This is a genomic window from Methanococcoides mangrovi (assembly GCF_052057775.1).
Classification (GTDB): Archaea; Halobacteriota; Methanosarcinia; order Methanosarcinales; family Methanosarcinaceae; genus Methanococcoides.
Map to the genome: position 1 here is coordinate 1,171,784 of NZ_CP195121.1, position 25,980 is coordinate 1,197,763.

At 44.5% G+C, this 25,980-nt stretch carries 30 protein-coding genes and 1 tRNA gene; 12 read left to right on the forward strand and 19 right to left on the reverse strand.

Features of this window, described 5'->3' with window-relative positions:
- Window positions 1–21 precede the first annotated feature (21 nt).
- A complete protein-coding gene (locus ACR3I3_RS06045) occupies window positions 22–612 on the reverse strand; it encodes an indolepyruvate oxidoreductase subunit beta (protein ID WP_440953648.1) in 591 nt (196 codons plus the stop codon).
- Window positions 609–2,414 carry an indolepyruvate ferredoxin oxidoreductase subunit alpha gene (gene iorA, locus ACR3I3_RS06050; RefSeq protein ID WP_440953649.1) on the reverse strand — a complete coding sequence of 602 codons (1,806 nt, stop codon included), beginning with the start codon at window positions 2,412–2,414 and terminating at the stop codon, window positions 609–611. The genes ACR3I3_RS06045 and iorA overlap by 4 nt, the downstream gene beginning before the upstream one ends.
- Window positions 2,415–2,654: 240 nt before the next feature.
- Between iorA and ACR3I3_RS06055 the strand changes: the two genes are divergently transcribed.
- The 4 genes from ACR3I3_RS06055 (at window position 2,655) to ACR3I3_RS06070 (ending at window position 7,779) form a co-directional block, all read left to right on the forward strand.
- Entirely contained in the window at window positions 2,655–3,245 is a 591-nt protein-coding gene (locus ACR3I3_RS06055; protein ID WP_440953650.1) for a hypothetical protein, read from the forward strand.
- Between the two features lie 392 nt (window positions 3,246–3,637).
- On the forward strand, window positions 3,638–3,985 hold the full coding sequence (locus ACR3I3_RS06060; protein ID WP_440953651.1) for a MarR family transcriptional regulator: 348 nt from the start codon (window positions 3,638–3,640) through the stop codon (window positions 3,983–3,985).
- Window positions 3,986–4,624, forward strand: coding sequence for a 4Fe-4S binding protein (locus ACR3I3_RS06065; RefSeq protein ID WP_440953652.1), 639 nt, complete (start codon window positions 3,986–3,988; stop codon window positions 4,622–4,624).
- Between the two features lie 107 nt (window positions 4,625–4,731).
- A complete protein-coding gene (locus ACR3I3_RS06070; RefSeq protein WP_440953653.1) occupies window positions 4,732–7,779 on the forward strand; it encodes an FAD-binding and (Fe-S)-binding domain-containing protein in 3,048 nt (1,015 codons plus the stop codon).
- 56 nt (window positions 7,780–7,835) lie between these two features.
- Here the strand turns inward: ACR3I3_RS06070 and ACR3I3_RS06075 are convergent, their stop codons facing one another.
- From ACR3I3_RS06075 to ACR3I3_RS06085, 3 genes are all read right to left on the reverse strand, one after another.
- A complete protein-coding gene (locus tag ACR3I3_RS06075) occupies window positions 7,836–8,234 on the reverse strand; it encodes a TfoX/Sxy family protein (protein WP_440953654.1) in 399 nt (132 codons plus the stop codon).
- A 70-nt stretch (window positions 8,235–8,304) separates the two neighbouring features.
- The gene (locus ACR3I3_RS06080; RefSeq protein WP_440953760.1) at window positions 8,305–8,541 is read right to left on the reverse strand and encodes an ACT domain-containing protein; all 237 of its coding nucleotides are present in this window, start codon (window positions 8,539–8,541) and stop codon (window positions 8,305–8,307) included.
- Window positions 8,475–8,684, reverse strand: a complete 210-nt coding sequence (locus ACR3I3_RS06085) for a hypothetical protein (protein ID WP_440953761.1) — start codon at window positions 8,682–8,684, stop codon at window positions 8,475–8,477. The genes ACR3I3_RS06080 and ACR3I3_RS06085 overlap by 67 nt, the downstream gene beginning before the upstream one ends.
- Before the next feature lie 267 nt (window positions 8,685–8,951).
- Here ACR3I3_RS06085 and ACR3I3_RS06090 point away from each other — a divergent pair, with 267 nt between their 5' ends.
- From ACR3I3_RS06090 to ACR3I3_RS06110, 5 genes are all read left to right on the forward strand, one after another.
- Complete coding sequence (locus tag ACR3I3_RS06090; RefSeq protein ID WP_440953655.1) at window positions 8,952–9,581, forward strand: ABC transporter ATP-binding protein; 630 nt, start codon at window positions 8,952–8,954, stop codon at window positions 9,579–9,581.
- Window positions 9,582–10,379 carry an ABC transporter permease gene (locus tag ACR3I3_RS06095; protein WP_440953656.1) on the forward strand — a complete coding sequence of 266 codons (798 nt, stop codon included), beginning with the start codon at window positions 9,582–9,584 and terminating at the stop codon, window positions 10,377–10,379. It abuts the gene before it with no gap.
- Window positions 10,380–10,513: 134 nt separating this feature from the next.
- The gene (locus ACR3I3_RS06100) at window positions 10,514–11,020 is read left to right on the forward strand and encodes a YbaY family lipoprotein (RefSeq protein WP_440953657.1); all 507 of its coding nucleotides are present in this window, start codon (window positions 10,514–10,516) and stop codon (window positions 11,018–11,020) included.
- 63 nt (window positions 11,021–11,083) lie between these two features.
- Window positions 11,084–11,413, forward strand: coding sequence for a hypothetical protein (locus ACR3I3_RS06105; protein ID WP_440953658.1), 330 nt, complete (start codon window positions 11,084–11,086; stop codon window positions 11,411–11,413).
- A gap of 20 nt (window positions 11,414–11,433) precedes the next feature.
- A complete protein-coding gene (locus ACR3I3_RS06110) occupies window positions 11,434–12,948 on the forward strand; it encodes a protease inhibitor I42 family protein (protein WP_440953659.1) in 1,515 nt (504 codons plus the stop codon).
- A gap of 19 nt (window positions 12,949–12,967) precedes the next feature.
- Here the strand turns inward: ACR3I3_RS06110 and ACR3I3_RS06115 are convergent, their stop codons facing one another.
- Complete coding sequence (locus ACR3I3_RS06115; RefSeq protein ID WP_440953660.1) at window positions 12,968–13,510, reverse strand: M23 family metallopeptidase; 543 nt, start codon at window positions 13,508–13,510, stop codon at window positions 12,968–12,970.
- Window positions 13,511–13,576: 66 nt separating this feature from the next.
- On the opposite strand from ACR3I3_RS06115, the gene ACR3I3_RS06120 reads away from it, so the two are divergent.
- Complete coding sequence (locus ACR3I3_RS06120) at window positions 13,577–13,876, forward strand: carboxymuconolactone decarboxylase family protein (protein ID WP_440953661.1); 300 nt, start codon at window positions 13,577–13,579, stop codon at window positions 13,874–13,876.
- A 38-nt stretch (window positions 13,877–13,914) separates the two neighbouring features.
- On the opposite strand, the gene ACR3I3_RS06125 is transcribed toward ACR3I3_RS06120, so the two are convergent.
- The 5 genes from ACR3I3_RS06125 to ACR3I3_RS06145 all read right to left on the reverse strand — a co-directional run bounded on the left by ACR3I3_RS06125 (window position 13,915) and on the right by ACR3I3_RS06145 (window position 18,286).
- Window positions 13,915–14,727: a 4Fe-4S binding protein gene (locus ACR3I3_RS06125; RefSeq protein ID WP_440953662.1), complete on the reverse strand. Its 813-nt coding sequence runs from the start codon at window positions 14,725–14,727 to the stop codon at window positions 13,915–13,917.
- Window positions 14,728–14,762: 35 nt separating this feature from the next.
- Complete coding sequence (locus ACR3I3_RS06130) at window positions 14,763–15,278, reverse strand: gamma carbonic anhydrase family protein (protein WP_440953663.1); 516 nt, start codon at window positions 15,276–15,278, stop codon at window positions 14,763–14,765.
- A 107-nt stretch (window positions 15,279–15,385) separates the two neighbouring features.
- Window positions 15,386–16,492 carry a PAS domain-containing sensor histidine kinase gene (locus ACR3I3_RS06135; protein WP_440953664.1) on the reverse strand — a complete coding sequence of 369 codons (1,107 nt, stop codon included), beginning with the start codon at window positions 16,490–16,492 and terminating at the stop codon, window positions 15,386–15,388.
- A 255-nt stretch (window positions 16,493–16,747) separates the two neighbouring features.
- Window positions 16,748–17,728 carry a radical SAM protein gene (locus ACR3I3_RS06140; RefSeq protein WP_440953665.1) on the reverse strand — a complete coding sequence of 327 codons (981 nt, stop codon included), beginning with the start codon at window positions 17,726–17,728 and terminating at the stop codon, window positions 16,748–16,750.
- Window positions 17,729–17,755: 27 nt separating this feature from the next.
- Complete coding sequence (locus ACR3I3_RS06145) at window positions 17,756–18,286, reverse strand: DUF134 domain-containing protein (protein ID WP_440953666.1); 531 nt, start codon at window positions 18,284–18,286, stop codon at window positions 17,756–17,758.
- A 290-nt stretch (window positions 18,287–18,576) separates the two neighbouring features.
- Here ACR3I3_RS06145 and ACR3I3_RS06150 point away from each other — a divergent pair, with 290 nt between their 5' ends.
- On the forward strand, window positions 18,577–18,699 hold the full coding sequence (locus tag ACR3I3_RS06150; protein ID WP_440953667.1) for a hypothetical protein: 123 nt from the start codon (window positions 18,577–18,579) through the stop codon (window positions 18,697–18,699).
- A 94-nt stretch (window positions 18,700–18,793) separates the two neighbouring features.
- Here the strand turns inward: ACR3I3_RS06150 and ACR3I3_RS06155 are convergent, their stop codons facing one another.
- The 6 genes from ACR3I3_RS06155 to ACR3I3_RS06180 form a co-directional block, all read right to left on the reverse strand.
- On the reverse strand, window positions 18,794–19,444 hold the full coding sequence (locus ACR3I3_RS06155; protein WP_440953668.1) for a YggS family pyridoxal phosphate-dependent enzyme: 651 nt from the start codon (window positions 19,442–19,444) through the stop codon (window positions 18,794–18,796).
- A gap of 223 nt (window positions 19,445–19,667) precedes the next feature.
- Window positions 19,668–21,389 carry a hypothetical protein gene (locus ACR3I3_RS06160; RefSeq protein WP_440953669.1) on the reverse strand — a complete coding sequence of 574 codons (1,722 nt, stop codon included), beginning with the start codon at window positions 21,387–21,389 and terminating at the stop codon, window positions 19,668–19,670.
- A 258-nt stretch (window positions 21,390–21,647) separates the two neighbouring features.
- Window positions 21,648–22,223, reverse strand: coding sequence for a flavodoxin family protein (locus ACR3I3_RS06165; protein ID WP_440953670.1), 576 nt, complete (start codon window positions 22,221–22,223; stop codon window positions 21,648–21,650).
- A 126-nt stretch (window positions 22,224–22,349) separates the two neighbouring features.
- On the reverse strand, window positions 22,350–22,691 hold the full coding sequence (locus ACR3I3_RS06170; RefSeq protein WP_440953671.1) for a hypothetical protein: 342 nt from the start codon (window positions 22,689–22,691) through the stop codon (window positions 22,350–22,352).
- A 416-nt stretch (window positions 22,692–23,107) separates the two neighbouring features.
- Window positions 23,108–23,716 (reverse strand): methyltransferase family protein, encoded by a 609-nt coding sequence (locus ACR3I3_RS06175; RefSeq protein WP_440953672.1) that lies wholly within the window; start codon window positions 23,714–23,716, stop codon window positions 23,108–23,110.
- A gap of 100 nt (window positions 23,717–23,816) precedes the next feature.
- Window positions 23,817–24,407 (reverse strand): GNAT family N-acetyltransferase, encoded by a 591-nt coding sequence (locus ACR3I3_RS06180; protein WP_440953673.1) that lies wholly within the window; start codon window positions 24,405–24,407, stop codon window positions 23,817–23,819.
- A 159-nt stretch (window positions 24,408–24,566) separates the two neighbouring features.
- On the opposite strand from ACR3I3_RS06180, the gene ACR3I3_RS06185 reads away from it, so the two are divergent.
- Complete coding sequence (locus ACR3I3_RS06185; protein ID WP_440953674.1) at window positions 24,567–25,118, forward strand: TMEM165/GDT1 family protein; 552 nt, start codon at window positions 24,567–24,569, stop codon at window positions 25,116–25,118.
- A 155-nt stretch (window positions 25,119–25,273) separates the two neighbouring features.
- Here ACR3I3_RS06185 and ACR3I3_RS06190 read toward each other — a convergent pair.
- Window positions 25,274–25,358, reverse strand: a tRNA-Leu gene (locus ACR3I3_RS06190).
- Window positions 25,359–25,437: 79 nt separating this feature from the next.
- Window positions 25,438–25,611 (reverse strand): hypothetical protein, encoded by a 174-nt coding sequence (locus ACR3I3_RS06195; protein WP_440953675.1) that lies wholly within the window; start codon window positions 25,609–25,611, stop codon window positions 25,438–25,440.
- Between the last annotated feature and the right edge of the window lie 369 nt (window positions 25,612–25,980).

Consider the following 25,980-nt stretch of genomic DNA (forward strand, 5'->3'; position numbering starts at 1 on the left):
AAAAGAAATTGAAGTATGGTCTTATTCGACCATGCTTCTTCCCATTTCGAAAGCCTTTACGTTGGTGTCAATGGTCTTTGGAGGTACCATTTCCTTAACGCGCTCAAGCAATGTTTCTGTCTTGATCGGGAGGAAGTTGGATACTGCTCCCACAAGCACGACGTTCATTGCCTGCCTGCTTCCGGCCTCTGCTGCCATCTCGGTAGCATTGAAAGCGATGACACGGTGTGTTTCCTTGAGCTTTTCCACGATGCTTTCAACAGATGGGTATGGTGCTTTTCCTGTTGTGACGGTGACCGGGTAGACAGCTTCGGTGTTCATGATAATGACACCGTCGTCTGCGAGATACTCGATGTAACGCAGGGCTTCCACTGGCTCAAGTGCCAGGAGACAATCTGCTCCCTTGAGAGGGATCATGGAACCGAGCTCGCATCCGATACGGACGTGGTTGACCACTGAACCGCCACGCTGTGCCATCCCGTGAGTTTCTGCTGCCCTTACACCCTTTCCTTCAAGGACGGCTGACCTGCCGATGATGTCTGATGCAAGGATGGTTCCCTGTCCGCCGACACCGGAGATCACAAGATCGAACTCAGAAGCTTTGCTGCTCATTTCTGCACCTCCACGATAGCATCGAACTTGCAGGTCGCACTGCAGAGTCCACAGCCTGTGCACATTGCATTGATATGTGCTTTCTTTGTTTCCTTATCGAACTCAATTGCAGGACATCCGAGGTTGACGCACATTCTGCATCCGATACATTTCTCTGTATCGACCTGGAAAGGTACACGTCTGACACCTGCTCTGCGAGCGTGGATGACACATGCCTGTCTGGTGATCACTACAGCAGGACCTTCGAAGTCCTTTGCACGCTTGAACACCTCTTCTGTTGCCTTGACGTCGTACGGGTCAACAGTTTCCACGAACTCGGTACCGAGTCCGCGGCAGAGGAGCTCCATATCAATCTCCTTTGTAGGCTCGCCAGTGGATGTGAATCCCATGCCAGGGTTTGGCTGGTGTCCGGTCATTGCGGTGATACGGTTGTCAAGGATGGTAATTGTGATATTGGACTTGTTGTAGACAGCGTTGAGCAGTCCGTTGATACCTGTGTGGAAGAATGTTGAGTCACCAATGGAACAGCAGATCGGCTGCTTCTCGCCTGCATTGTAGATTCCTGATGCAACGGTGATACTGCCACCCATACAGAGTGTTGTATCGACGGTTCCGTTCTGTACACCGAGTGTGTAACAACCGATGTCACTTGGGAACACAGCTTTCTTGCCGAAGGTCTTCAGCATTGCATGATAGGTAGCACGGTGTGAACATCCTGCACAGAGTGCTGGTGGCCTTGGTGGAAGTTCAAGTTCCGGTTCAGCGATCTCCGGAACATCGACTTCGATGCCGAATGCTTCTCCCATTGCCTTTACACATTTATCGATGTTGAGCTCGCTGACCCTTGGGACGTATCCGCCGGTCTTGCCGAGGATCTTCACAGGGCTGTCTATGTCCTTTGCGATGACCTTGCAGCGGTCCTCGACTATTGGCTCAAGCTCTTCGATGACAAGCACTGTCTCACACTGCTCGAACATCTTCTTGATAAGACCTTCAGGAACAGGGTATGCTCCGATCTTCAGGAAGGATGCTTCCAGACCGAGGTTCTCCATTGCTTCCTTAGCATATACTGAAGCAAGACCGGATGCGATCACACCGATCTTTGAGCTCTCGTTGATGGTAAGCTCGTTCCATGGTGAGCTCTCAAGCTCTTCCATGATGCCTTTCTGTATCTCCAGAAGGTGTGGGTGACGAATTACCGCATTGCTTGGTACCATTACCCAGCGTGAGGTGTCCTTCTCGAACTTTGCCTCGACCTTGTGGTCGGTGATAGTTCCAAGCTCGATCTCGGACTTGCCGTGCGATATCCTTGTTGTTGGCCTGAAGATCACAGGGATCTCGAACTTCTCGGAAAACTCGAAAGCGTATGGGATCATGTCCTTTGCTTCCTGTGGTGTGGAAGGGTCAAGGCATGGCATAAGTGAGAATTCGGAATACCTGCGGGTGTCCTGTTCATTCTGTGAAGAATGACATGCAGGGTCGTCAGCGACAATGATGATCATTCCGCCCTTCACACCCATGTAGGCAAGTGTCATAAGAGGGTCTGCTGCAACGTTCAGACCGACGTGTTTCATTGTTACCACAGAACGCACACCTGTCATGGCAGCTCCTGCAGCAACCTCCATAGCAACTTTTTCATTAACGGACCATTCAACGTAGAAGTCACGTTCTTTCATTGCAGATAACGTATCAACGATCTCAGAAGAGGGCGTACCGGGATACCCGGAGATGACCTTACCTCCTCCTTCCACGATACCGCGTGCGATCGCCACGTTTCCAAGCATATACTCGCGTGTGCTCATGTTAATCTCCTGTCGTTTTGATAATAGTCCATCATTGATAAATATGTAGGTAAAATACGGCAGGTGATTCTTTTTTATATTGTCGGTTGTTGTACGTTGGTGTATATGTATTCTTATTATCAAAAAATATGGGTAAGTTTAATTTGTATCAAGATATACAGTTAATAATATTATTACAGATGATGGAATTTATGTTGATTTCCCTTTTTTCTATAAAATCTTTAAATTAGGAATGAGACGATGACAGTAACTCAAGCGGAACATGATCTTAAGTTGAAAAGACATGAACATTTAATGCATATATATGAAATATTAACACAGCTTGTCATGCATGAAGGGAGATTTATTTCAGAGCGTACTAATAATTTTCTTCTTTTTAATTCTATTTTTTTCACGGGATTTCTTGTTTTGGCAAATCAAATAAGTGAAACTAACATTTGCTTTATTATTTTGAAAATAGCCATCCCGATTGTTGGCTTAATGATGAGTGTATTACATTCTGTGACTATATCAAACACTATCAATGCAGCCAATTTTTGGAGATCCAGCATAGGCCTTATAGAAGATGATGACGATTATTGGTATCCATCGAAAATAGAGCAAGACACTGATCTGGACATTTTCAAAGCACGTAGGCGATATTTAGATAATAAAATCCAAACTAGACAATTGTATAATCCACTAAGTCTTAGCCAACCTCCAAAATTGTTGAAAAGACCCTCTTCTTACTTACCCCAACCGAATAGAATTTTTGTATTATGGCTTCCTTCTTTAATCGGTATGCTTTGGTTGTTAGCTCTTCTTTGGTGTTTGACTCCATTAAGAATCTAATTATATGTTTGGTCATGAGTCAAGTTAATTTAAATTAGTTTTTACTAACTACATTGTCATGTATTTAGCCTATGTTTCCATAATTCTTTCATGATTGTGGTACATTAATGAGTCCTTCACTTGATTTTTTTTCTTTATAAGGCAAACCTACGCTTGGAGATAATCGGTAAGTTTCTATGTATTATCATTTAAAGGTTAGAAACAAAAAATACAAAATTTTGTCTTTTTTCAAATCCTGATTTCTTTTTACATTTTCATTTTTAATCATTACTGCCAAATCACTACAGTTATCCACTGTACTGCCAAAACCATCCTTCTTTTTCCAGTACTTAAGCACGTTTATATACTGCTGCGAGAATGTAGCAGTACTGACAAATAACGACGGTGATTCAATGATAGACTTCGCATGTAAGGAATTCAAAATTAAAGATGTTATCAAATGTGCTCTGAACCTGACAAGGGCTGACATGAAAGTGCTGGAGTACTTCTTTGAAGAGCCTGATGTCTGGAGCAAAACTGAACAGATCGCAAACCTGACAGAACTGGACCTTTCAACTGTCCAGAGGTCTGTCAAGAAGCTGCATGAGAAAGGGATACTCACAAAATCACAGACCAACCTTGACGGAGGCGGATATTCATTCATTTACAGGATCAACAACAAAGCAGAGATCAAAGAGCTGATAATGGGTATTGTCAGCAAATGGGTTGCAAAGGTCGAACAGGAACTGGAGGATTGGTAAATGTTTAACACAAAAGCATATCTCGATAAGATCAGGCCTTATCTTGGCTCACTGGTCATCATAGTTTCCCTTGGAGGTCTCTGGTATCCGGTCCTTGGTTACTTCATGGTCGTTGTAATGGGTACCCTGTTCATAACCAGCATCTTCAGAGGTCGCTGGTTCTGCGGTAACCTCTGTCCCCGTGGCAGCTACTTCGATTACGGCATCATTAAGATCTCAAAGAAAAGGAAGATCCCAAAGATCCTGTCAAGCATGTGGCTCAGGATCCCTGTCTTCACAGCAATGATAACTTTCATGATGTACCGTATCTCGGTCACATTTGCTGCACAGAACACCTTTGAGCTCATTGGTACCATCTTTGTCTCGGTATGTCTTATGACTACCATCATCGGAACAATACTTGGAGCCCGGTTCAATACGAGATCCTGGTGTAACTTCTGTCCCATGGGAACAATGCAGAGGATCATCGGTGGTAACAAGTACCAGCTTCAGATGAACCATGATACATGTGTTGACTGCAAGCTCTGTGAGAAGGCCTGCCCGATGCAGCTCAAGGTCCGTGATATAGGAAACAATCCGGATTGTATCAAGTGCGGAAGATGTGTTGACAAATGTCCGAAGGATTCATTGTCATTCTAAAAGGAGAACATGTTTTCCAATTTTCTTTTTTTAATTGGAAAATATTCAAAATTAATCTAATAAGTTTATATTGAAAAACGACCCAAGTATTAAAGGGGGAAGATCGTATGGCAAAAAACACAGCAAACCTCACCTCCTCTCAGGAGGAAGAACTCGGTAGCATATTTGGAGACCGTGTGAATTTCAGCAAACGCGAAAGACACTTCTATTGTCATGATGTGGGAGCACTCCCTTCAATGGCAAAGATGATGTTAGGAAACACCGACCCTGCAGCGATAGTAAAACTTCGCACAGAGGATGACGTTGTCAAGCTCATGGGCTTTGCCCGCAAACATTCCATTCCTGTTGTTCCCCGTGCAGGTGCATCATCCGGTTATGGTGGTGTGATCCCTACAAAAGGCGGTATCATTGCAGATGTCAATCTGCTGAACGATATCATTTCCATTGATCCAGAGAACATGACCGTCACGGTCGGTGCAGGTATCGTATGGGAGCGCCTTGAAAAGAAGCTGAACGAAAAGGACCTTTCTGTATGTGCCATGCCTTCAAGTGCCCCGGCAGCAACAGTGGGTGGCTGGCTTGCACAGAACGGTATCGGATACGGTAGCTATGAATATGGCTGGTCCCAGGACACCATGGTCTCTGCAAGGGCAGTTCTTCCAAATGGTGAGGTCAGGGATTTCACAGGCGATGAAATGGACAGCCTCATCGGAAGTATGGGTACTGTTGGTATCATCACACAGATCACCCTGAAGATCCGCAATCTGGAAGACACAGCATCCATCTCAGCTGAATTTGCTGATTCCGAATCCCTGCAGAAGGCCCTTCAGGCAGTAGCTGCAGAAAAAGTGCCACTCTGGTCTATCTCATTTATCAACCCCGATTGGGCAGGCATGAAGAATGAAATGCCATTTTCAACTCACCATGGCGAACCGGTGGTCGAGGACCGTCCGGAATTGCCTAAGTCATATATTTGTAACTTCATTTATCCAGAGTCAAGGGATGTTAGTGCCCTTGAAAATATCATAACCAGTAATGGTGGCAAGGTCCTTTCTGAAGAGATATCCAAACACGAGGCTGGAGAGTGGTTCCGCTCCATGAAGGTCAAGAGGCTTGGTCCTTCGTTCATACCTGCGGAGATCATCGTCCCTGTGGACAAGGTCGGCAAGGTCTTCAATGAGATCAAAGCTAAGATCGATCTCCCTGTACTGATAGAAGGTATGGTGGAGAAGAACGGCAATGTGATCCTGCTCTGTTTCATTCCACACTCCGAGAGGTCGTTCAAGTTCAACCTTGCATTCACACTCGGTATCAGTATAATCAAGATCGCTGAGGAGAATGGCGGTAGGATCTATGCTTCAGGTCTCTACTTCGCAAAGGAGGCTGAGAAGGTCTATGGTGATCGCCTGAAGAAGATGCTTGCACTGAAACAGGAGGTCGATCCTGATGATATCATGAACCCTGAGACCATCTCAGGTAAAGGTATCCTCAAGGCCGGTATCTCAATGTCCAAGGCATTCGAGCCTATCATGAGGTTCGTCGGTAACAGAAGCGGTGTGGGCGAGGAGAAATTCAGGGAGCAGAAGGACATTCCTGCAGACATCGTATCCCATGCATACACCTGTGCCCAGTGTGGTTATTGTGTTGAAGAGTGTGACCAGTACTACGGTCGCGGCTGGGAATCCCAGTCCCCGAGAGGTAAGTGGTTCTTTATCAAGGAGTACCTTGCCGGCAGGGACAAGATGACACAGGAGCAGGTAGACACTTTCCTTGCCTGTACTACCTGTGAACTGTGTGACCACAGATGCCAGCTTGACCTTCCGATCAACGATTCCTGGATGACAATGAGGAACGAACTGGTCGTTGAGCGTGGCATGATGACCATCCCTCCATTCGAGATCATGGCTGCCAGCCTGCTCAAGGAAAGGAACATCTGGGGAGAGTATCTTAAGAACAGGGAAGAATGGGTCCCTGAGGATCTCAAGCCAAAGATCAAGGACAAGGCTGAATATGCCTACTTCGCAGGCTGTACCGCTTCCTTTGTGGAGAAGGACATCGCTGAAGCTTCAGTACGTCTGCTGACCGATGCAGGTATGGAGATTACCTATCTCGGCAAGGAAGAGTCCTGCTGTGGTATCCCTATGCTTGCTGCCGGTAAGTGGGACGTTTTCGAGAAGATCATGAGGATGAACATCGAGAACATGAGGAAGAAGGGTGTTAAGACCGTGATCACATCCTGTCCTGCATGCTGGCTGGTATGGGATACGTTCTACCGCCAGTGGGCTGAGAAGCTCGGAATCGAGTATGATTTCGAGGCAAAGCACTACTCACAGGTCCTTCAGGACAAGCTCGATGTCCTTTCCGAGAAGTTCGTCACACCTCTCAATAAAGTTGTCACGGTACATGATGCATGTCACATGGGTCGTGCCGGTGGAATCTACGAACCACCAAGGGACCTCATCAAGGCCGTTCCGGGTGTCGAACTGCGTGAAATGGAGCACAACAGGGCAGAAGGTCACTGCTGTGGTTCAGTTCTTACACTGGTCGCAGACCCGGATGTTGCTAACGTGGTCGGTAACATGAGGCTGAAGGAAGCCGAGGATATCGGTGCTGACCTTATGGTCGCTGCCTGCCCGTGCTGTCAGGTACAGCTGAGGATCGCTGCAGATAAGAGCGGCAGTCCGGTAGAGGTTCAGGACCTTTCAGCAACAGTTGCCCGCAGTCTGGGTTACAATATCCCTGACACCACGAACACCGCACTTACTGCGTGGATAACATTCGACCAGATGATCCACCTGCTCAAGCCTGAGAACATGACCGACCTGATGGTGGAGCTTCTCCCACAGATGATGGGTGCAATGCCTGCTCCGCTGCGTGGTATGATGAAGATGGTCAAGTACGTGCCGGGCATGGACCTCATGATGAAGCCAATGATGCCGGTCATGATGCCAATGCTCCTGCCAGGCATAATGCCAAAGGTCATGCCAGACATGCTTGAAGCCGTCGGCAGGCGTGTTCAGATGTCTGACGACCTGAGAGAACAGATGCCTGACCTCATGCCAAAGTCAATGGAGAATCTGATGCCTAACATGCTTCCGCAGATCATTCCGCTGCTGACACCGAGGATGATCAAGTACATCAAGGAAGATATGTGAAACAGGAACAAAGTGAAATAAATTGAAAACAGAAATGGAAGTGATGCTTCAAAGCATCATTTCTCACTTTTTTTTGTTTTCTTAGGAGCTACTTTTTTCTTCTTTTCTTTTTTCTCTTTCTTCGGAAGCGAGCTTACATACCTGTATGATATGTCCAGCCATTTCCGAAACTCGATTTCGTCATCGTATACTGCCGGTGGTATCAGTGCATATTCCCTCATGCGCCTGCCGTTCGGTGTGAAAGGTGCTGCTTCGTCATATTCATCATAGAGCTTTTGCTGGTCTTCTTCCTGCAGGCGCAGCATGATGCCGTCTCCATGGACGCCGATGAACATGTTTCCGTTCACAAAATAGACAGGGCTTCCGAACATCTTCCGGAATTCAACTTCATATTCTGCAACAGCTTCCCCTATCAGTTCCCCAAGTTCCTCTGAAGCTTTCTTCCATTTTTTCATACTAAAAAGTATTGAGAAAATGGGGTATATATGTAACGTCAGTGAAAGGTAATTTCAGAAATACATAATGTCAGTTCTCTTCCTCATCCGATATCATATAGCCGTTTTCTAACAGCTTTCCAATCGCTGCTCTTAAATCCGTTTCTCTGACAAGTACATAATCAGTATCGTAAGTAGAAATAACAAAAATGCTGATCTTTTCTTCTGCAAGAAGATTACTGATACGTGCCAGTATCCCTATCAGGGAGAAATCCAGAGGACCTTCGACCTTGAGACATTCCAGTCCTTTTCGCAGATGATCCTGGATGGTATATTCTCCTCAGGACAGACGATCGATAGTTCTTCTGATGTTCTGGTAATGGAACAAAATTCGTTACAATCTGCCCAGTCAGGTATGGAGCTGTTGCCTTCGAGGCGGCAAACGCCAAATCTGTTTTCCAGCGGGTTCAGATTGAGTTTCTAGTTCTTCATTTCTATCTGATCGCTATTGTTTTGATCACATCTTACGAGTATAATTTTCATCTAAATAAAATAACATGAAATTTGAAATAGGTATTAATGGATGTGCAAAACACGATTTTTTTGGATAAATACTTTCATATAATATTCAGGTCCACTAACATTTAAATCCTTTATCAATGGGGAATGATATGTTATTCAATTGAGTATTATGGATTTTTCTATAAAATGTCCAAATAATAAGGTGAAAAAAAGCTCATGAGTACGGAACTTTTGAAGTATGAGGATGTATCTATCCGCTATGGGGAGAAGGAAGTATTGTCTCACTTTGATCTTGATATCAACAAAGGTGACCGTATCCTGCTTAAAGGCAGGTCCGGCTCAGGCAAGTCCACACTTTTGAAGATGCCGATGGGATTTGCTCATCCCTCGAGCGGAAGTCTCTATTTCAAAAAAAAGCTGCTTGATAGCGATACTGTGTGGGATGCAAGGAAGAGGATAGCTTATGTTTCCCAGGACCTTGATATCTATGAAGGTTCGGTGAACGAATTTATCGAGGAGGTGTTCTCTTATTCGTCCAATCAGGGTAAACTGGACCACACCAAGCTCAGGAGGCTTCTTGTTTATCTGGGATTTGAGAAAGATGTCCTTGAGATGGATTTCGAGGACCTTTCAGGCGGTGAGAAGCAGAGGATAGGTATCATCATGTCAGTGCTTATCGGAAAGGACATCTACCTCCTCGATGAGATCACTTCATCACTCGATGCTGCTTTGAAGGAAAAGGTTGCCAACTATTTCCTTGAGCGCAAGGAATGGACACTTGTGATAATATCCCACGATGACGTATGGGAAAAGAAAGATGTAAAAGTCGTACCGGTGGGTGTTTGAATGGATGCAGTTGATATTGGTTATCTGTCCCTTGTAGCCTGTTTCCTGTTGCTCGCGATTCCTCTTCTTGTAAGTCACTACCTTAAGCTTGGCATAATCCATGAGACGGTCGTTTCGGCTTCAAGGATGATCGTACAACTTGCTTTTGTTGGAGTCTTCCTTACCCTTCTCTTTGAACTTAACAATTCGATCGTGAATCTTCTATGGCTAATGGTAATGGTCCTTGCAGCAACCTATTCTACCATAAATGATGTTGGTCTTGACCTCAGGAAGCTATTATTACCGACACTTGCTTCATTTATAGTAGGCAATTTCCTGGTGATACTTTACTTCAACACTTTTGTGGTAAACCTCGACCACCTCTTTGATGCCAGATACCTGATACCTATATTCGGTATGTTCCTCGGTAATTCACTGAGGGGGAACATTGTAAGCATCAGTAATTTCTATGATACGATCAGGAGGAACGAGAACCGCTATCTTTACAGTCTTTCACTGGGTGCAAAAAAACATGAGGCTGTTCTTCCCTATGCAAGGAAAAGTCTTAAGCTTGCACTGAAACCCTCAATTGCGAGCATGTCAACGATCGGTCTGGTTGCATTACCGGGAATGATGACCGGTCAGATTATTGCAGGTTCCAGCCCGATCCTTGCGATAAAGTACCAAATGGCTATTATGGTCGGTATCTATGTATCCACCGTGATGACGGTGGCTATTGGTATCTTTATGACCATGCTTTTTAGTTTTGATGATTATGGCATCCTTAAGGAAGATGTTTTCAAGTCAACAGGTGCCTGATCGACCCATAATATTCTTTTTCTTTTTTTGCGAGATTTCCTGCTTCTAAGACTACGAATTATTTTGTAGCTTAAATAAATGATTTATATCTACGGATCATTTGTTCATTTAGTTAATATTGAGGAATGACCAAAATGAACAAATATTTTGTATTAGGCCTGACGCTTTTGTTAGTAATGGCCACTGCATTTTCAATGGGATGCACCGAAACTGGTTCCGATGAAGTTGGTGGAGCTGATGAATCAGTAGATGAAGTCACCGAACATGAAGCAGGTGACGATTCTGTTCCAGAAGAAAATAGTGTTCAGGGAATGATAATCTTCGATGAACCTGTAGAATCCTTCTCCAATGCTACAATCTATCTGAAGGTAGAGGATGTAAGCCTTCAGGACGTTGCATCAGTTGTCATGTCAGAAGATACAATTGAAGGTGTTTCAATGGATGCTGATAATATTCAGCCGGTTCCATACATGATCTATCATCCGGATCTTCAGGAAAGGATGACATATTCCCTTTCAGTTCATGTGGATGTGGACGGTGATGGAAGCCTTTCAAGTGGTGATTACTACAGCACCTGGCATAATCCGGTACCAACTGATCCCGGGATGCACGAGCTCGATGTTCATGTGGAAATGATCTGATGTTCTGATCGTTTGGTGATATGCTGATAGATAATTACAATTGAGGAAAAGGGGACTATAGTTATGGAATGTGTGTCAGATACTGCAAATGTTGATAAGTTCCTGATCCTTCCTATTTCCGAAGGATCAAGGACCGTAACTGAAGTGCTTTCAAGGGAAGGTTCTTTCAGGATACTTGAAGTGCTTTCTGAAGATCCGCTTTCTGCAAGTGAGATCTCTCATAGGACAGGTCTTCCTTTTGCGGATGTTGAAGACAAGATCAGGGCCCTGATTGGGTCGGAACTTGTGGAGATCAAGTGCATATCCTCCGGAAGGGGGGGAGGTGAGAATATCTACGCCCCTTCCAGGAAGGTCGTTGCCTTCTCTTCTGAAGACAAAAGCATGGTTGTATGAGTCAACCTTCTGGTGCGAACATGGCCAATAATGATATTGATAACAGTAACAAAGGTGAACCCGGGGACGCTGATCAGGATAGTTCGGACAATGTAGTTGTTCTTCCACTCAATGAGGATTCAAAGAAGATCACCCAGACACTTTCCAATGAGAAGTCCCTGAAGATCCTTGATCTCCTTTCCGAGGAACCGATGTCTGCAACGGATATCGCGAAAAAGCTCGGTCTTTCTATTACCACTGTCAAGTACAACATTGACAGCCTGCTGGAAGCTGATCTCATCAAGGTCCACAGGATCAAGTGGAGTGAAAAAGGTCGTGAGGTCAAGATCTACGAGCCTGTGCAGAAGCTGATAGTTGTCGCTCCAGGGAGTATGAATGTCAGCAGAGCTTCCATAATCAGCATGTTGCAGCAGTATATCGGAGTTATCGGCGCTGCATTTCTGGGTGCTGCCGGGCTTCAGTACCTGTCAAGACCTGTTGCCATCGAGAATGGCGGTGTTTTCTCAGAACAAGCTCTGATGGCTTACGATGTGGAGGAGCAGGTCCTGCGTGAAGCACCTGCGGAAATGGCTCCACAGCTTGCAGCTGATGAGGCTTTAGGGGAAGTTGCAAAGGCAGTTCCTGGGGAAACCGGTTCCCGGATCATGGATAGCATACACAGTTTCTTCTCGAACTTTTCCGATAATATAGGTCTCTGGTTCTTCCTGGGATGTCTTTTTGCTGTCCTGATGATGGCATTGAAAGGACGCTACTATGACAATGCCAGCGATTCCACGAAGAGATCTGTAAAGCGATACCTCCTGCCAGTGATGGCCGTTGGTGTGATACTTGCTGCATTTTCCATTGGAATTGCTCCGGCGGAAGATGACCGGTTGGCTTTCCCTGAGATAGAGAAGATACCTGCAGATTATGTGTTCACAGAAGAGAATAATGGCAGCACTGTTTCGGTCAAAGCAGGAAGTATTGTGCGTATCGACTTTGCTGCACCTTCAGATGGTTACTGGTATCTTTCAGACAGTGATGACCTATCCTTAATAGAAGACGGGTACGGATATATGTCATCCTACAGCGCTGTAGGTGATGATTCTGTCTACGGATGGACCTTCGAGACGCTTTCCATTGGTGAGAAATCAATAGTTGCAGAATATAATTCCTGGAACGGCGAATCTGATGTCCCGGATGATTTCGAAATGACCCTTATAGTCGAAGGCGATAATGAGCTTTATCCTGCCTTCATCGTTGATGGCTACTATTTCGGTGATGCAATTGAGATAAAAGAAGGCGACTGGATGATTGTCAGAATGTTCGAATCCAAAGCCGATACTTATACCTGGAATATGACCCTGACGGACGGTCTTCAGGTAAGAGGGGAAGAGTTCACCCCGCGATCAGAAGATTCTCTTTATGGGGATCATGAATGGGAAATTGAAGCGGTTGCAGCAGGTGAGCAGAACATCTCTGCCATTTACATGCAACCGGGGATGAACCTCACAGGATATGAGCAGGCCCTTGACCTCACTGTCAGGGTCCTGTGATCTTTTTTCTTCAGTTTTTTCAAATCGTCTTGATGGACCTGAGATATTCGGTGGGGTCAAGAAGCTTTTTTGGGCGTTCCTCTCCAAACCAGTTCCCACCGAGATAATGTCGGTCTTTTACGACAGGTTCGGATTCCCATAGCTCAAAGTGGAGCATGCTGGGATTATTGTCCTTCAGCTTTTGTATATATTCGGGAGCGTTATCATCTATCTTCTCGCTGTTCAAAACAGTCCCGACATGACCGATTATCTGGCCGGCTTCAACAGTATCCCCGATCTTCACGTTAGAGGAACCCACTTCGCCATATTTGCAGAAAAGTCCGGAGTGGTTCCTGATCACAATGTAATGGGTGACATTCCAGTAAGAGATCATTTCAGGAGATGTCATTATTCCTACATCGATTACTTCTCCGTCCTCGATGGCAAGAACAGGTTCACCTTCTGGTGCGTAAAGGTCAATACCGCAATGATGGCGGTCCTTCCTGTCTTCCCAGAAGGAACCGCTTTCCCCGTTCTCCCGGAGGATGTTCTCTGTCTTTTCAGGTAATGGAAATGCTTTCATGTTCGTTTTGATTATGAACAAATTGATATATATTCCTGTCAGTGTTAATTTGAGGTTGATCAGAATATGTCAGAAAATCCACTTCAGGTAATCATCGATTCCGATGCAGACTTTTTCCAGCTTCTTGAGGAAACACGTGTAACTTCTTTCGAACAGGATGGTATCCCATTGAAATACAAGCTTCTTATTGCAATGGCACTTGATGCATCAAAAGGTGCTGTGAACGGAGTAACATCCCTTGCGTTGCAGGCAATGGAAGCAGGAGCCACAAAAGAAGAGGTCATTCAGGCAGTAAAGGTCACCCATTACATCTGCGGTGTGGGAAGTGTCTATACCGCTGCAGCTGCTTTAAAGGATGTCCTTTGATCCTTCTTTCTTTTTTCAATCGGTTTGTTAATATCCCGTTATTTTCCGCCATATGAACGGACATGGTCCCATGCTTTGTGATACTTCCCGACCTGATCCTTCTTTTCATACATTGAAGCATCTTCCCTTCCGTAGGTCCTGCGGTCCTCCCCTATCGGACAGACCTTTATGCATATCCCGCAGGGAGCAATGTATCGTTTGTTCAGTTCATCGCTAAAGGAAGCACAGGCTTTCTTGTCGGTGATCCCTTCCGGATAGTCCTTTTCCGCCAGTGCATTGGATGGACACATCCTGACACAACGCATGCAATGGTTGCACAATTGCTCTTCCATGATGTCATCAGGTTCGAGTTCAGCAGTGGTGAGAATAGTGCCGAATCGTATTCGGGGTCCGTATCCCGGAGTTAAGATCGTGTTATTGACCCCAAAGTTCCCAAGCCCTGCAAGGAATGCAGCATGCCGGTGTGAGAAGAAGGCAACTGGCTTTTCCAGAAGCACTTTGATAGAGCCGTAGCCGTCCCTTGGAACGAAGGTGGAAGGATGCCCTGTCTCAGTGAGGAAGTTGGAAAGGCGGTAGGTGTACTGGTCCAGCAGACTGTTCACTGTTTTGTAGAGTTCCCTGTAATATATCGATGGAGATGTTTCCAGCACAGGGAGCGTTATCGGCATTCCGATGACAATTACAGACCTTGCTTCCGGGTAGATTGACTGAGGATGAAACTCTTCAGGTATCCATGGATCGAAAAGGGGGTCTTCCCAGCGTTCAACGTTTGCTACCCCTACAAGAGGTATCTCCATTTCCCTGCATTTTTTCAGAAGCGCATCTTTAAGTTGCTGTTCCATAGTCCTCATTCTTAAGATTTCATTAATGGATATATGATGATCGATCATCTCTTCTGCTGCTTTCTGTATTCAGCTGCCAGCTTTACATATTCTGCTGCATTTTCTCTGATCATGGTGGCATCTTCAGGTAGAGCATCTCTCCTTACCTTTCCTGGAACTCCTGTGATCACGCTGTTCGGGGGGAATTTCTTGCCTGGTGAAACGAGTGCATTGGCACCAACGATGGAATTCTCTCCTATCTCGACCCCGTCAAGCACTGTGGAATTCATTCCTATGAGGACATTGTTGCCGATCCTGCAGCTGTGCAGGACTGCCCCATGACCCACGGTCACATCGTCACCGAGCTCTGTTGGAGTTTCGGGGTCGGTATGGATCACTACATTGTCCTGGATGCTTGTGCGGTCCCCTATCTTTATTTTGCCCATGTCTCCACGGAGGACTGCATTGAACCAGATGCTTGAGTTCTCGCCAATGGTAACATCTCCGATGATGTCCGCGGAATCCGCAATGAAAGCAGTTTCAGCAACAATTGGTTCCTTGTCCTTGAATTTTAATAGCATTTGTATCACCTTATCAGAGCTTTCTGTTTTATCTATGGATCATCGGACTTAATATATGATAGCAATAGTTACGGATAATTTGTATTCCCTACATGCATTTAGACCATTTACTTCGGCAGTTCCACATGAACTGTTGTCCCTGCACCTTCCTCACTCTCGATCCGGATCTTACCATTATGAGCATCTACAATGCTTTTGCTGATGTACAGCCCGATCCCTGTGCCACCATACTTGCGCCTGGTAGAAGCATCGATCTGGTAGAATCTCTGAAAAAGGTTCGGGATCAAATCTTTTGGTATGCCGATGCCGGTATCTTCAACAGTGATGTGCAGTTTTTCTTTTTCTTCCCGGGCAGTTACAGTTATTCTGCCTCCTGCTGGTGTGAATTTGATAGAATTGTCAACGAGGTAGACCAGTAGATCGGTCAGTTTATCCTTGTCTCCGTTTATTGAAGGCAGATCGGCAGGCACCTTCTTTTCAATGGTCAGCTCCTTCTCCTGAATTCTTGGTAGCATATCAGCAACCACGTGGTCTGTTATCTCTGCGATCCGGACAGGTCCGAATGAATATTCAATGGAGCCGGCCTGCATTTTGCTGATGTACAGGAGTGAATCAACAAGACGCCTCAGCCTCTCTGAGTTTCGTATGATCGTATCAACTGATTTTTTCTGCTGGTCATTAACAGAACCCAGCGATTCATCGGAAAGGATCTGGCTGTAGCCTTCGATGCAGGTAAGAGGAGTTTTAAGCTCATGGCTTACGTTTGACAGGAACTCATCTTTCATCCTGTCAAGTGATTTCAGTTCTTCGTTAGCGTTTGCAAGTTCATCTGCATATCTTTGGAGAGCATCCTCTGCCTGCTTGCGAATGGTTATGTCTTCAACAATACAGATACCACCCTTCAGGTTGCCATCTTCAGATATGTTCGGGCTGAAATTGGCTTTGATGGGCGTGATCTTTGATCCTGTGGTGGGAATATACTCGCCTTCGTACTGTCCTGATCTCCTTGCCAGTACCGCCTCAAGAGCATGCCGCATATTCTCATCCCTCAGGGACACTTCCATGTTAAAGCCGATGACCTCTTCTTTTGGCAGACCGAGGATCTTGAGAAGACTTTCATTACACTCGGTAACGATCCCGTCCTTGTCAAAATGGAATATCCCCAGCGGTGAATTCTCAAATATCAGACGATACTTTGTCTCAGACTCCCTCAAAGCCTCATCTGTCTGTTTGTTATTGGTATCTCGAATAGTGATCCCCCATCAATACCCAGAAGTTATTTTGTGTTGTCCATGGACATAAATGTTATTCCTGCCCTTCACTCTTTGCAGGTAACAGCTGAAATGCCGGATGTCAGGTATCTTTATGATTATTGATCATCACTAAACGATATCCTCTAAATGCTACCATTTAACTAATATATGCTACAAGATAAATGCTATATGAAAAAATAAGAAAATTTTACAAACTTATGTTGGCCTGTAGTAGGTTCCATTCTCAGATAATATCTTAGTGATCTTCTGTTCCCCGACAAGTCCCTCTATTATCGGCTTGAGTTCCTCCTTGTCAATATCCAGCGACTGGACTACCTGATCAAAGGTACAGGGCCTGCGGAGTATCAGGTCATAGACCTCCTCAACAAGGTTCTCATGCTTGATGTTCGACCTCTTCCTCCTGAGCCCTTTAAGCACAAGTCTTACCCTTTCCCTTCCAAGCTCTTCATCGAACTTCTGTGCGATCTCCTTGAGCCTTGCTTCAGGAACAGGTACGATAAACTTCTCAGCCGGAGGTCGGCTTATGGTAAGCACTTCGATCTCATCCGGATCGATGTATCTAAGCACTTCGATAAGTTTTCCGACCTCCTCATCGCTGGAATTGACAGGATAGTCGTTGTTCGAGTCAAGTAGCATGACCTCGATGGATAACTTTCCTCCATTCATCTTCTGCAGTTCCCGCAGCCCTTCGATAATATCCTGAAGCCTGATCCCTTTTGCAGGTCTGTGGATGGCCCGGAAGGTATCTTCATTCCCGGAGACAAGGGTGGCGACCACAAGGTCTGCTTTTGAAAGGCTTTTCCTGACATCCTCTCTGCTCACAAGGGATGAGTTGGTGATGACACAGATGGGAATATCAGTGATCTCCCTTATCCGTTCGATCATATCCCCTATTTGAAGGTTCAGTGTGGGTTCACATGTCCCTGAGAACGTGATGTAATCAAGGTCATCAACTTTCTTGTGATAATTGGTGAGACCATCGATAACCTCTTCGGTGGTGACAGGGTCTGCAACTTCCGAAGGATCTGATATTTTCCAGTCAATATGTCCGAGCTGGCAGTAGATGCAGTCGAAATTGCAGTTCTTCCTGAATTCTCCCTTTTTGATGACATCAATCCCAAGCGACCTCCCAAGTCTCCTCGAGAGGATCGGTCCGTAGATGATCCTTGATCCCATTTTTACCACATCAGGCCAATTAGTTTGTCATTTCCTGACCATAGTTTTCCCGCATTCAGGACATTTCACCTGAGGGCATGGAACTCCAGCCTGATGGGCCTGCTGATGACCACAGTTCGGACACACGCATTCTCCTCCTGGTCCGGCAGTCCCTGTGCCTTTCCCTCCGCGGAAGCCTCGTCCACACCCCTGTCCCTGGGTCTGACCTTGACCCTGATTCTGTCCTCTGGCTGGTCCCTGACCCATTGGCCCTGTTCCGTCCTTTCCTGGCATTGTATAATCTCCTCCTTCTACCCGTATTGATTTTCCATGTACCAGTGCATCAGCTATCTTCTGCACCGTTCTCTGGAGCGTCCTCTGGAATGTGGACTGGTGGATGTGCATCTTCTCTGCTGCAGCATCCTGCTTCATCTTTTCAAGATAGCTGAGTCTCAATGATTCCAGTTCATCAATGGTTATGTTGACCTCTTCCAGCTCGTTCAGGCAGGTACCTGAAGGCTTGAAATGTCGTACATTGTGCTCGAAATTCACCATTCTCCTTTTTCTCGGGCGTCCCATAGTTATGCATTATGATGCATAACGGTGATAAAGGTTTTGATTTTGTTTTTTGAGATTGGTTTTGGTCTTGGGGGAATATATCTTCACATTGATGTTTATTTACATCTGTAAGGAGTTTTATCATAAGTTTTGAACAGGACTTTAATCTGTAGGTTCTCCAATGTAAGATCACCTTATTCAGAAGATATTTATGCTTTCATATCTGATATTTATAGTGTAGCAAGTTTCCATAGTAATTGGAATTTAATTGGGGCGCTACTATGATCGATTTTAACAGGAGGTGAAATCAGATGGTAAAATGCGCAATTTGTGGGGGAGAAGCACCAAGGCAGCCAGGTGTAACAGACGAAGGTAAATGTGATCTTTGTGGTAAGAAGCTGGAATTAGCCAAGAAAGAGGAAGAGAAAAAGTAATTACTCTACTCTGAAGCGATCTAAAAATTAAGTAACATAGAAGCTGCCTTTCAAAAAGGTAACTTCAATATTTTTATTTGAATTAGACTTGACTTCAATAATCCCGCTTCCCGAATATCCCTGACCCGATCCTTACCATGGTAGCTCCTTCCTCGATGGCAACCTTATAGTCACCGGACATTCCCATAGAAAGCTCCTGGATATCGATATTGCCCAGTTTCTCCTGCTTCAGCTCATCAAAGATCGCTTTCATCTTTCTGAAATACGGGCGGGCTTCCTCGGCAGATACATACGGAGGGATGCACATGAGACCCCTTACGTGAATATTGCTGAGTGTCCGGATGTCTTTTATCGCGTCTGCGATCTCATCGGTCCCGAAGCCGTATTTTTGTGGTTCGTTGCCGATGTTGACCTGAAGGAATACCTTCTGGACCTTGCCGAGCTCTCCGGCTCTTTTGTCTATTTCCTCTGCCACCTTCAGGGAATCGACCGACTGGATCACATCAAAGAGTTCAACGGCTCTCTTGACCTTGTTCGTCTGGAGGTGTCCGATCAGGTGCTTTTCGCAGGGAGGGATACAATCGCATTTTTCATCGAATTCCTGAACCCTGTTCTCGCCTATGATGGTGGCTCCTGCTCTGATGGACTCGTTGATCCTGTCGGTGTCAACCGTCTTGGTGACGCTTACAAGTTTTACTTCTCCAAGCTCTTCAAGTATTGCCTTTGTGTTCTCTTCGACTGTCATTCGTGTTCACGGCGCTGTTTTTTGAAAATATGATGAATTTTTTAGATCCCTATTACGGGCTCCATGAAATAAGTGCAGGGAATTTTATATAAAACGTTCGTTTGGGCTGGCGTTGTGCTTCAGCAGTGTGTTCAATAAAATGCAAATGCAAAAAAAGAAAACGGATTGGCAAATGCCATCCGAGTAGTTATCCAAGGTCGAAATAACGTCAAACCAGAACTTCTCAATATCCAAGTGCCATCCTGATAAGCACTATCAGTCCCACGAACAGGTTGAGCACGACCAATCCGCCGATAACCATGACACCCAGCTTGATCTTTCCGGTATCCATGTCCAGGAAGGAAAGGGCATTCTGAACGGAATCCATCGTGTCATTTGCTTTTGAAAGGGTCTCCTGGGTCTCGGTCAGGTTCGCGTTCAGGTTGTCAAGTAGCTCATCGATGCGTGGCTGCTCTTCTGTCCGGACGTTCTTCAGCACTCCGTGAAGCTCATCCAACGTCTTTGGGATGATCCCGGGCTCTTCAACCCACTTGTTTGCAAGTATTTCGTACTTCTTATCCAGCTTCAGGGACTGCCTGTAGTAGAAGGTCTTCTGGGCCTTGAGCAGGTCGTAGTTCCTCTGGTAACCATCGAACTTGGTGCTAAGTGATGCGGATATTTTAGCACCGTGAGGCTGCATTGTGAGCATGGAACGCTTTGGGGCTTTGGCAAGTGCCATGTTGAGATTTGCCATTGTTGCCATGGTGGCCTTTGCTGCTTCTGGTGCATAAGTGGATGATGCTGAACGCATCTCACGCTCCTCAACAGCCGCTTCCCTTGCGATCTCCCTGTTAATGTCGGTTCCAATCTCGCTCTCGGCTTTTTTGATGAAATGATCGTCAGTGATCTTTTCATGCCTGATGGCTGCATCTGCCCTTTCTATTTCGGCTTTGAGAGGTTCTTCCTTTTCGATGAAACCATTATCAGTTATTCTTTCATGCCGGATCCCTGTACCCGGTCTTTCAATATCTTTTCGGCCTTCTTCCTTAACAATATAATCCTTGTAGGGTCTCTCCGCCACGATGTCCCCAACGTTTCCTACATTGCCGATATGGGTTCCCTCATGTACGATATCCCCTGCACTGATGTGTGCTCCGGCGATACCCACGGACCCCATGTTTATATCGAACTTCTTCTCCGGGAACTTTTCGATTACATTCGCAAGCTGGGCAGTAACCGTGTCCTTTCTGGTGATAAGTCCCTGGTAATACAGCTTATCCTTCTGAAACATTTCCAGCTGGTTTCGGATATCAGGACTGAGGTCAGTTATTGCAATAGGTATCTTCTTTTTAGTGACAAAAAGTTTCTTTACTTCCTGAAGGACCTCTTCGCTGACCTCCAGATTGTCATCAAGGGAATCCAGTATGTCCTCGATCATTGGCTGCTCAATAGTATTGAAGCGCTCAAGTGATTCTTTGGCGTTGTAGATCGTATTTGAAAGGACACCCGGTTCCTGATAGAAGATGTCATGGATCTCTTTCCTGACAGCAGCAAGTCTTGCCATTATCTGGAACTTTTTGATCACATTCTGCATATCGGACAGCATGTCCCAGAAGTCAAAACTGAAATCGGTTACATCCTCTACTCCCATTTCGGAAAGCTTGTTCAAAAGTCGTGTCTCTTCCTGACGGAGTGAATTCAGCCTTTCCTTTTCCTCGTCCCAGAGATCATCTTCATCCCTTGGGGTCATTCTTGTGATGACAAGGAGCTCTTCTGCTTCCTTTAATGTTGATTCTAGCTGTTCACCTACAGCCTCGATCGTCGAACCAATTACAGCTATCGCCAGACCTGCCTCTTCTGCTGCATCTCCGGCAGACTCTGCAGCATTGCCCGCCTGGTAAACAGCTTTTCCAATAGTGTACAGACCACCTGTACAAACACCCGCAACGACATCAAACCATCCCATGATATTTTTCCTCCTTTTTTAGCATAGATCTACAGAATACGGTACAAATTTACTGTAGAATTACAAATAGAAGTGCTAAATTACAGCATCTGCAAGTACCCTGTTTTCTTCCATTCCAATCAAGAATATTCACTTCATATTTATATATTCATTTACATATATACGTGATGACTGTCGATATATGGTAATTAGGAATTTTAAAAAACAATGGGAGTAACTCCCATATTTAATAGAAACTTGTGGAAATGCTTGCAGTTTTTATTCCTTTATCTTTTCCATTAACCACGCCATATTCTGTGCAAGGGTTTCCATGGTCTTCATTCCTTCACCATCTGCATCCACATCTCCCGGCATGAGCCCCACTCCAACGTTCCAGTAGCTTGAACCCGGAATTATCATCTCAGAGATCGTGAAGAAATGGTTGATAGAATCGAAAGCATGGATGCCTCCTGCTCTTCTTACCGCTACAACAGCTGCTCCTACCTTACGCTTGAAAAGCTCCCCATTTGCTTTACCCACAAATCCGGCTCTGTCGATAAGGGCTTTTGTTTCCGGGCTCAGGTCTGCAAAATATGTTGGTGTCGCAATGATGATCCCATCAGCGTCCATCATCTTTTCGATACACTCATTGATTATGTCGTTCTCAATTACACAGCGTTTGTCCTTTTTGTCAAAACATTTCATGCAGGCAGTACAGCCGTGAATTGAATTTCCTCCAAGCTGGATTACTTCTGTTTCGATTCCTTCCTTCTCAAGTACATCAAGCACATGGCCAATCAGGTGTGAAGTGTTCCCTTCCTTTCTGGGACTCCCATTGAATGCTACGACTTTCATTGTTTTCCTCCGGTTTTCTCAAAATTGATATGATCCAAAGTATGATCCTGAAGCAGACGATCAAAAAAGAAAAAGCAAGTGGCTAGAAGCCACCATATTACAATATATTGCTAGCAGCCGGAAAACTTATTTTTTAGCTTTCCTCAGACTTTTCATCTTCTCAAGTTCGCACTCAAGTTCCCTGATCTTTATCTCATCGATCTTGTCGGAAAGGTTCTCAAGTTCCTTATCAGCCATCTGGATCGTATTCTGGATCTTCTCAATGATATTCTTCTCAAGGTTGAGTCTCTGTTTCTTTGTTTCACTCACAAGGTCTTCAACAAGGAGCTTTCCTTCTTCCTTGGTCATCTGGCCTTCTTCGATCTTTTCCCTGACGAACTCTTTTATCTTCTCTTCGGATAATGCTGCCAGTCCTGCACCGATCAAAGCTGTTGCTCCTAGCAGCCCCATTTTCTTCATCTTGTCCATTTATTTTCACTCCCTTGATGTCTGTGAGATCTTTGATTTTATCTGATCTTCTTGAAGTTACCATTTATTCCGGTTAGCGGGTGCAATAGCAGGTAATATCAAAAGTGGTTCTAATAACCGCTTTGTCAGATAATGAGTTTCTGTATGGTTTGACTTGCTCAACATTTCAGTGAATCACAGAAGTATTTCATCATGAAATGGATTTCAATATTGTATTGTCAGAAGACTTGCAATACCCCAAATTGCATTTCCCCGCTAAGAAAATGTGTTCGATTTAATATATATCTATTGGAAGATCTCAATATATGCCGGTCAGGGGGATTCGTAATAGACACAGCTTTTGCTTAATTGGAGAATACGGCATTATCGGTGGATATTGCCCAGGATATAATATATGATCCGGGATCGGTAGATCTTCAATAATGTCCTTTTATGAATGGGATAAACCTGTGAACCCTCTTCTGGTACTCCAGATATTCATCACCAAACTGTGAAACCAGCCTTTTCTCCACATGCACAGATCCGATGTAGAAGTAGATGCTGGTTATAATATAGACGATCAGCAGGTTTACTGTCATAAATGGGGTTAGCCAGATTATGACAAGTCCGGAGAATAGGAAAGGATCTCTTATCCACCGGAAAATTCCCCTGATGTTCAGTGGCTCTGATCCCGGAGTCTCTGGTTTGGATAACTGTAAATGCAACTTGAACCTCTGGGGTGAATCCCGGAAGGCCATTGGTGCTGCCAGTGAAGCGAGCAATTGACCGGCTACCATGACCCAGCGCCAGGGAGATGAGACTATATAGAGGATGCGTCCCGGATTCACATAAAGCAGATAAACTATCGGAAGTATCGTTACCACTGCGATCAGGCTGTACACCGGCAGATAGAATGTCTCTACCCTGGAACCCAGTGCTTTCACTACCATGCGCTTAAAAGGAAGGCTTGCCGTTACGCTGTGAATTACTGCAAATGCCACAAGACAAAGAACAATAATGACTATAGCTGATACCAATTCCAACACTCCTTAATAAAGGTTTGAATCTAACGTAATATAAAGAAAGCGATACAAACGTTGAATGGAGCGGGCTACTATGGTATTTTTGATCCCCAATCACTTTAATTCATTCGTAGATCTCTTTCAATGCTTCCAGTTTCTTCTCAGGAACATCCTCCTCTAATAACCCAAAAAGGAGTCTGTCATACCATTTACCATTATGAAGCCAGTATTTTCTCTGTGTTCCCTCAGAACGGAACCCGTTTTTGATCATTGTTCTTTCAGAAGCAATATTTCCTTCCGCACAATCTCCGGTCAGTCTGAATGCATCAAGGATGATAAATGCATAATATATCAGGAATTCACATGCAGTGCTTCCATATCCCTTTCTCCATTGGTTGTCATCGATCTGGTATCCAATGAGGTAGTTCCCATTGGTGAACTCTATTGGGAATAGTGCACATTGGCCTATGAAATTGTCGTTATCCTTTTCCCGGATCGTAAAAACATTGATGTGTGGGATCTTATTTTCTTTTAATGCACCTTCTGTTGAAATGGCAAGTGGTGAAAAATAGGTGATCGTATCTTCTTTTGTATTTGGTCCGAAGAACATGTACTTGCAGACGCTTTCCTTTGAAAGCATTAATGCTATTTCACTCATGTCTTCTTCATTAAGATATCTGAATACAATGTTGTCTTTGCTCCACTCCAGTTTCATTTGTAACCTTCCTTTTCAGGATGTCCTAATTTGTCTATATAGATTATTGAAATTTTGGTTTGTAGAATTGGAAGCTTTTATATTTTCAGATCTGTCCATAATTTCGAACTATCTTTTAATACCACTCAGAATTTATATAAGGCAAACTATTAACGTGCCATGGTCCCGGATATCCTTATTCCATTCCTGCTTGTAGGGCTTGCCGAAATGGGTGATAAGACCCAGCTTGCAGTTCTTGTCTTATCTACTAAGACAAAAAAACATGCTTCACTGCTGGCAGGTGTGATGCTTGCATTCATATTAACAGATGGTCTTGCGATCATTTTGGGTAACTTCGTAGCTGAAAAGGTCCCGATGGAATATGTACGTCTGGGTGCAGGGCTCCTGTTCATTTTATTTGGATTAACGACTTTGTTGAACAGTAAGGATGATGATAGTGATGGGTCCTACGATCTGAAAAACCCTTTTATCTCTGGATTTGGTCTTATCCTTGTATCTGAGATGGGTGATAAAACACAACTTGCTTCGGCTCTTTTTGCCACTCAGTACAATCCGGTTATGGTCTTCATCGGTGTGATATTTGCATTATTTGTCCTGTCAGGTATGGCTGTTTATGTCGGTAAGTTCATGATGGAAAAGATCAACAAGAAGACGATATCAACAGCAGCAGGTGTTCTGTTTATTGTAATAGGGGCTTCGTTCTTCTTTTAAATACGATGGCATTCTTTTGAAAGCTGCATATTTCTTTTTTGATATTTCCTTGATATGATCATGAGATCTTTTAGAATTGGCGACAAGCCTTATGCTTGCTTCCTTTATCATCATATCATTTGATCAGGTATGGTAAATTTCAAGAAAAGAATGGATGCGAGGGAAGGGATTCGAACCCTCGAACTCCTACGAGAATAGGCCCTGAACCTATCGCCTTTGGCCTGGCTGGGCAACCCTCGCATCGTGATTAGCCAATAGTGGCGTTTTTCATTATTAAGCGTTGTGGTTCTGGATACCTGATATTTACATTTTTTTCAGATTAATCGAGATAGTATATATATCGATCTTTCTCTTTTTTATCCTTTGAGAGCAGATTGTCTTCAACAAAAGAAAAAAGGGTGCAATTTAAAGAGAAAATTGTTTCATTTAGCTTTGAGATTGAGAAGTAAGCCCTTGCTTTCTTGTTTTTTCCCGTTCTTGAGAATGCCCACATTTGAACCACCATTTCCTTTTATTGTATAATGAATAATGTATCCTTTCTTAGTTCCAAAACGCATATTCAAATAATCAGTACTTTATAATATTGCATTATATTATTTTCAATATTCTATTCTGGTTTTATTAAGGGCCCGAAGGCCCTTTCAAAGGAGTTCCGGAGGTTGTTTTCATATTTCATTTACAAAAAAGTTCTAAAGGAGTCGATCAAGAGTAGAAGAAACGGGAACTCTTGATCTAATACATAGGTTGTACTCGTTCGTATATAGCCTAACCCGCTTTTAATTGGAGACAAATATGCAAAAGGTATCGTGGCTTGAAAATGGACAACGGCTTTAAAAAAGTACATTACCATTTGAAGAATTCA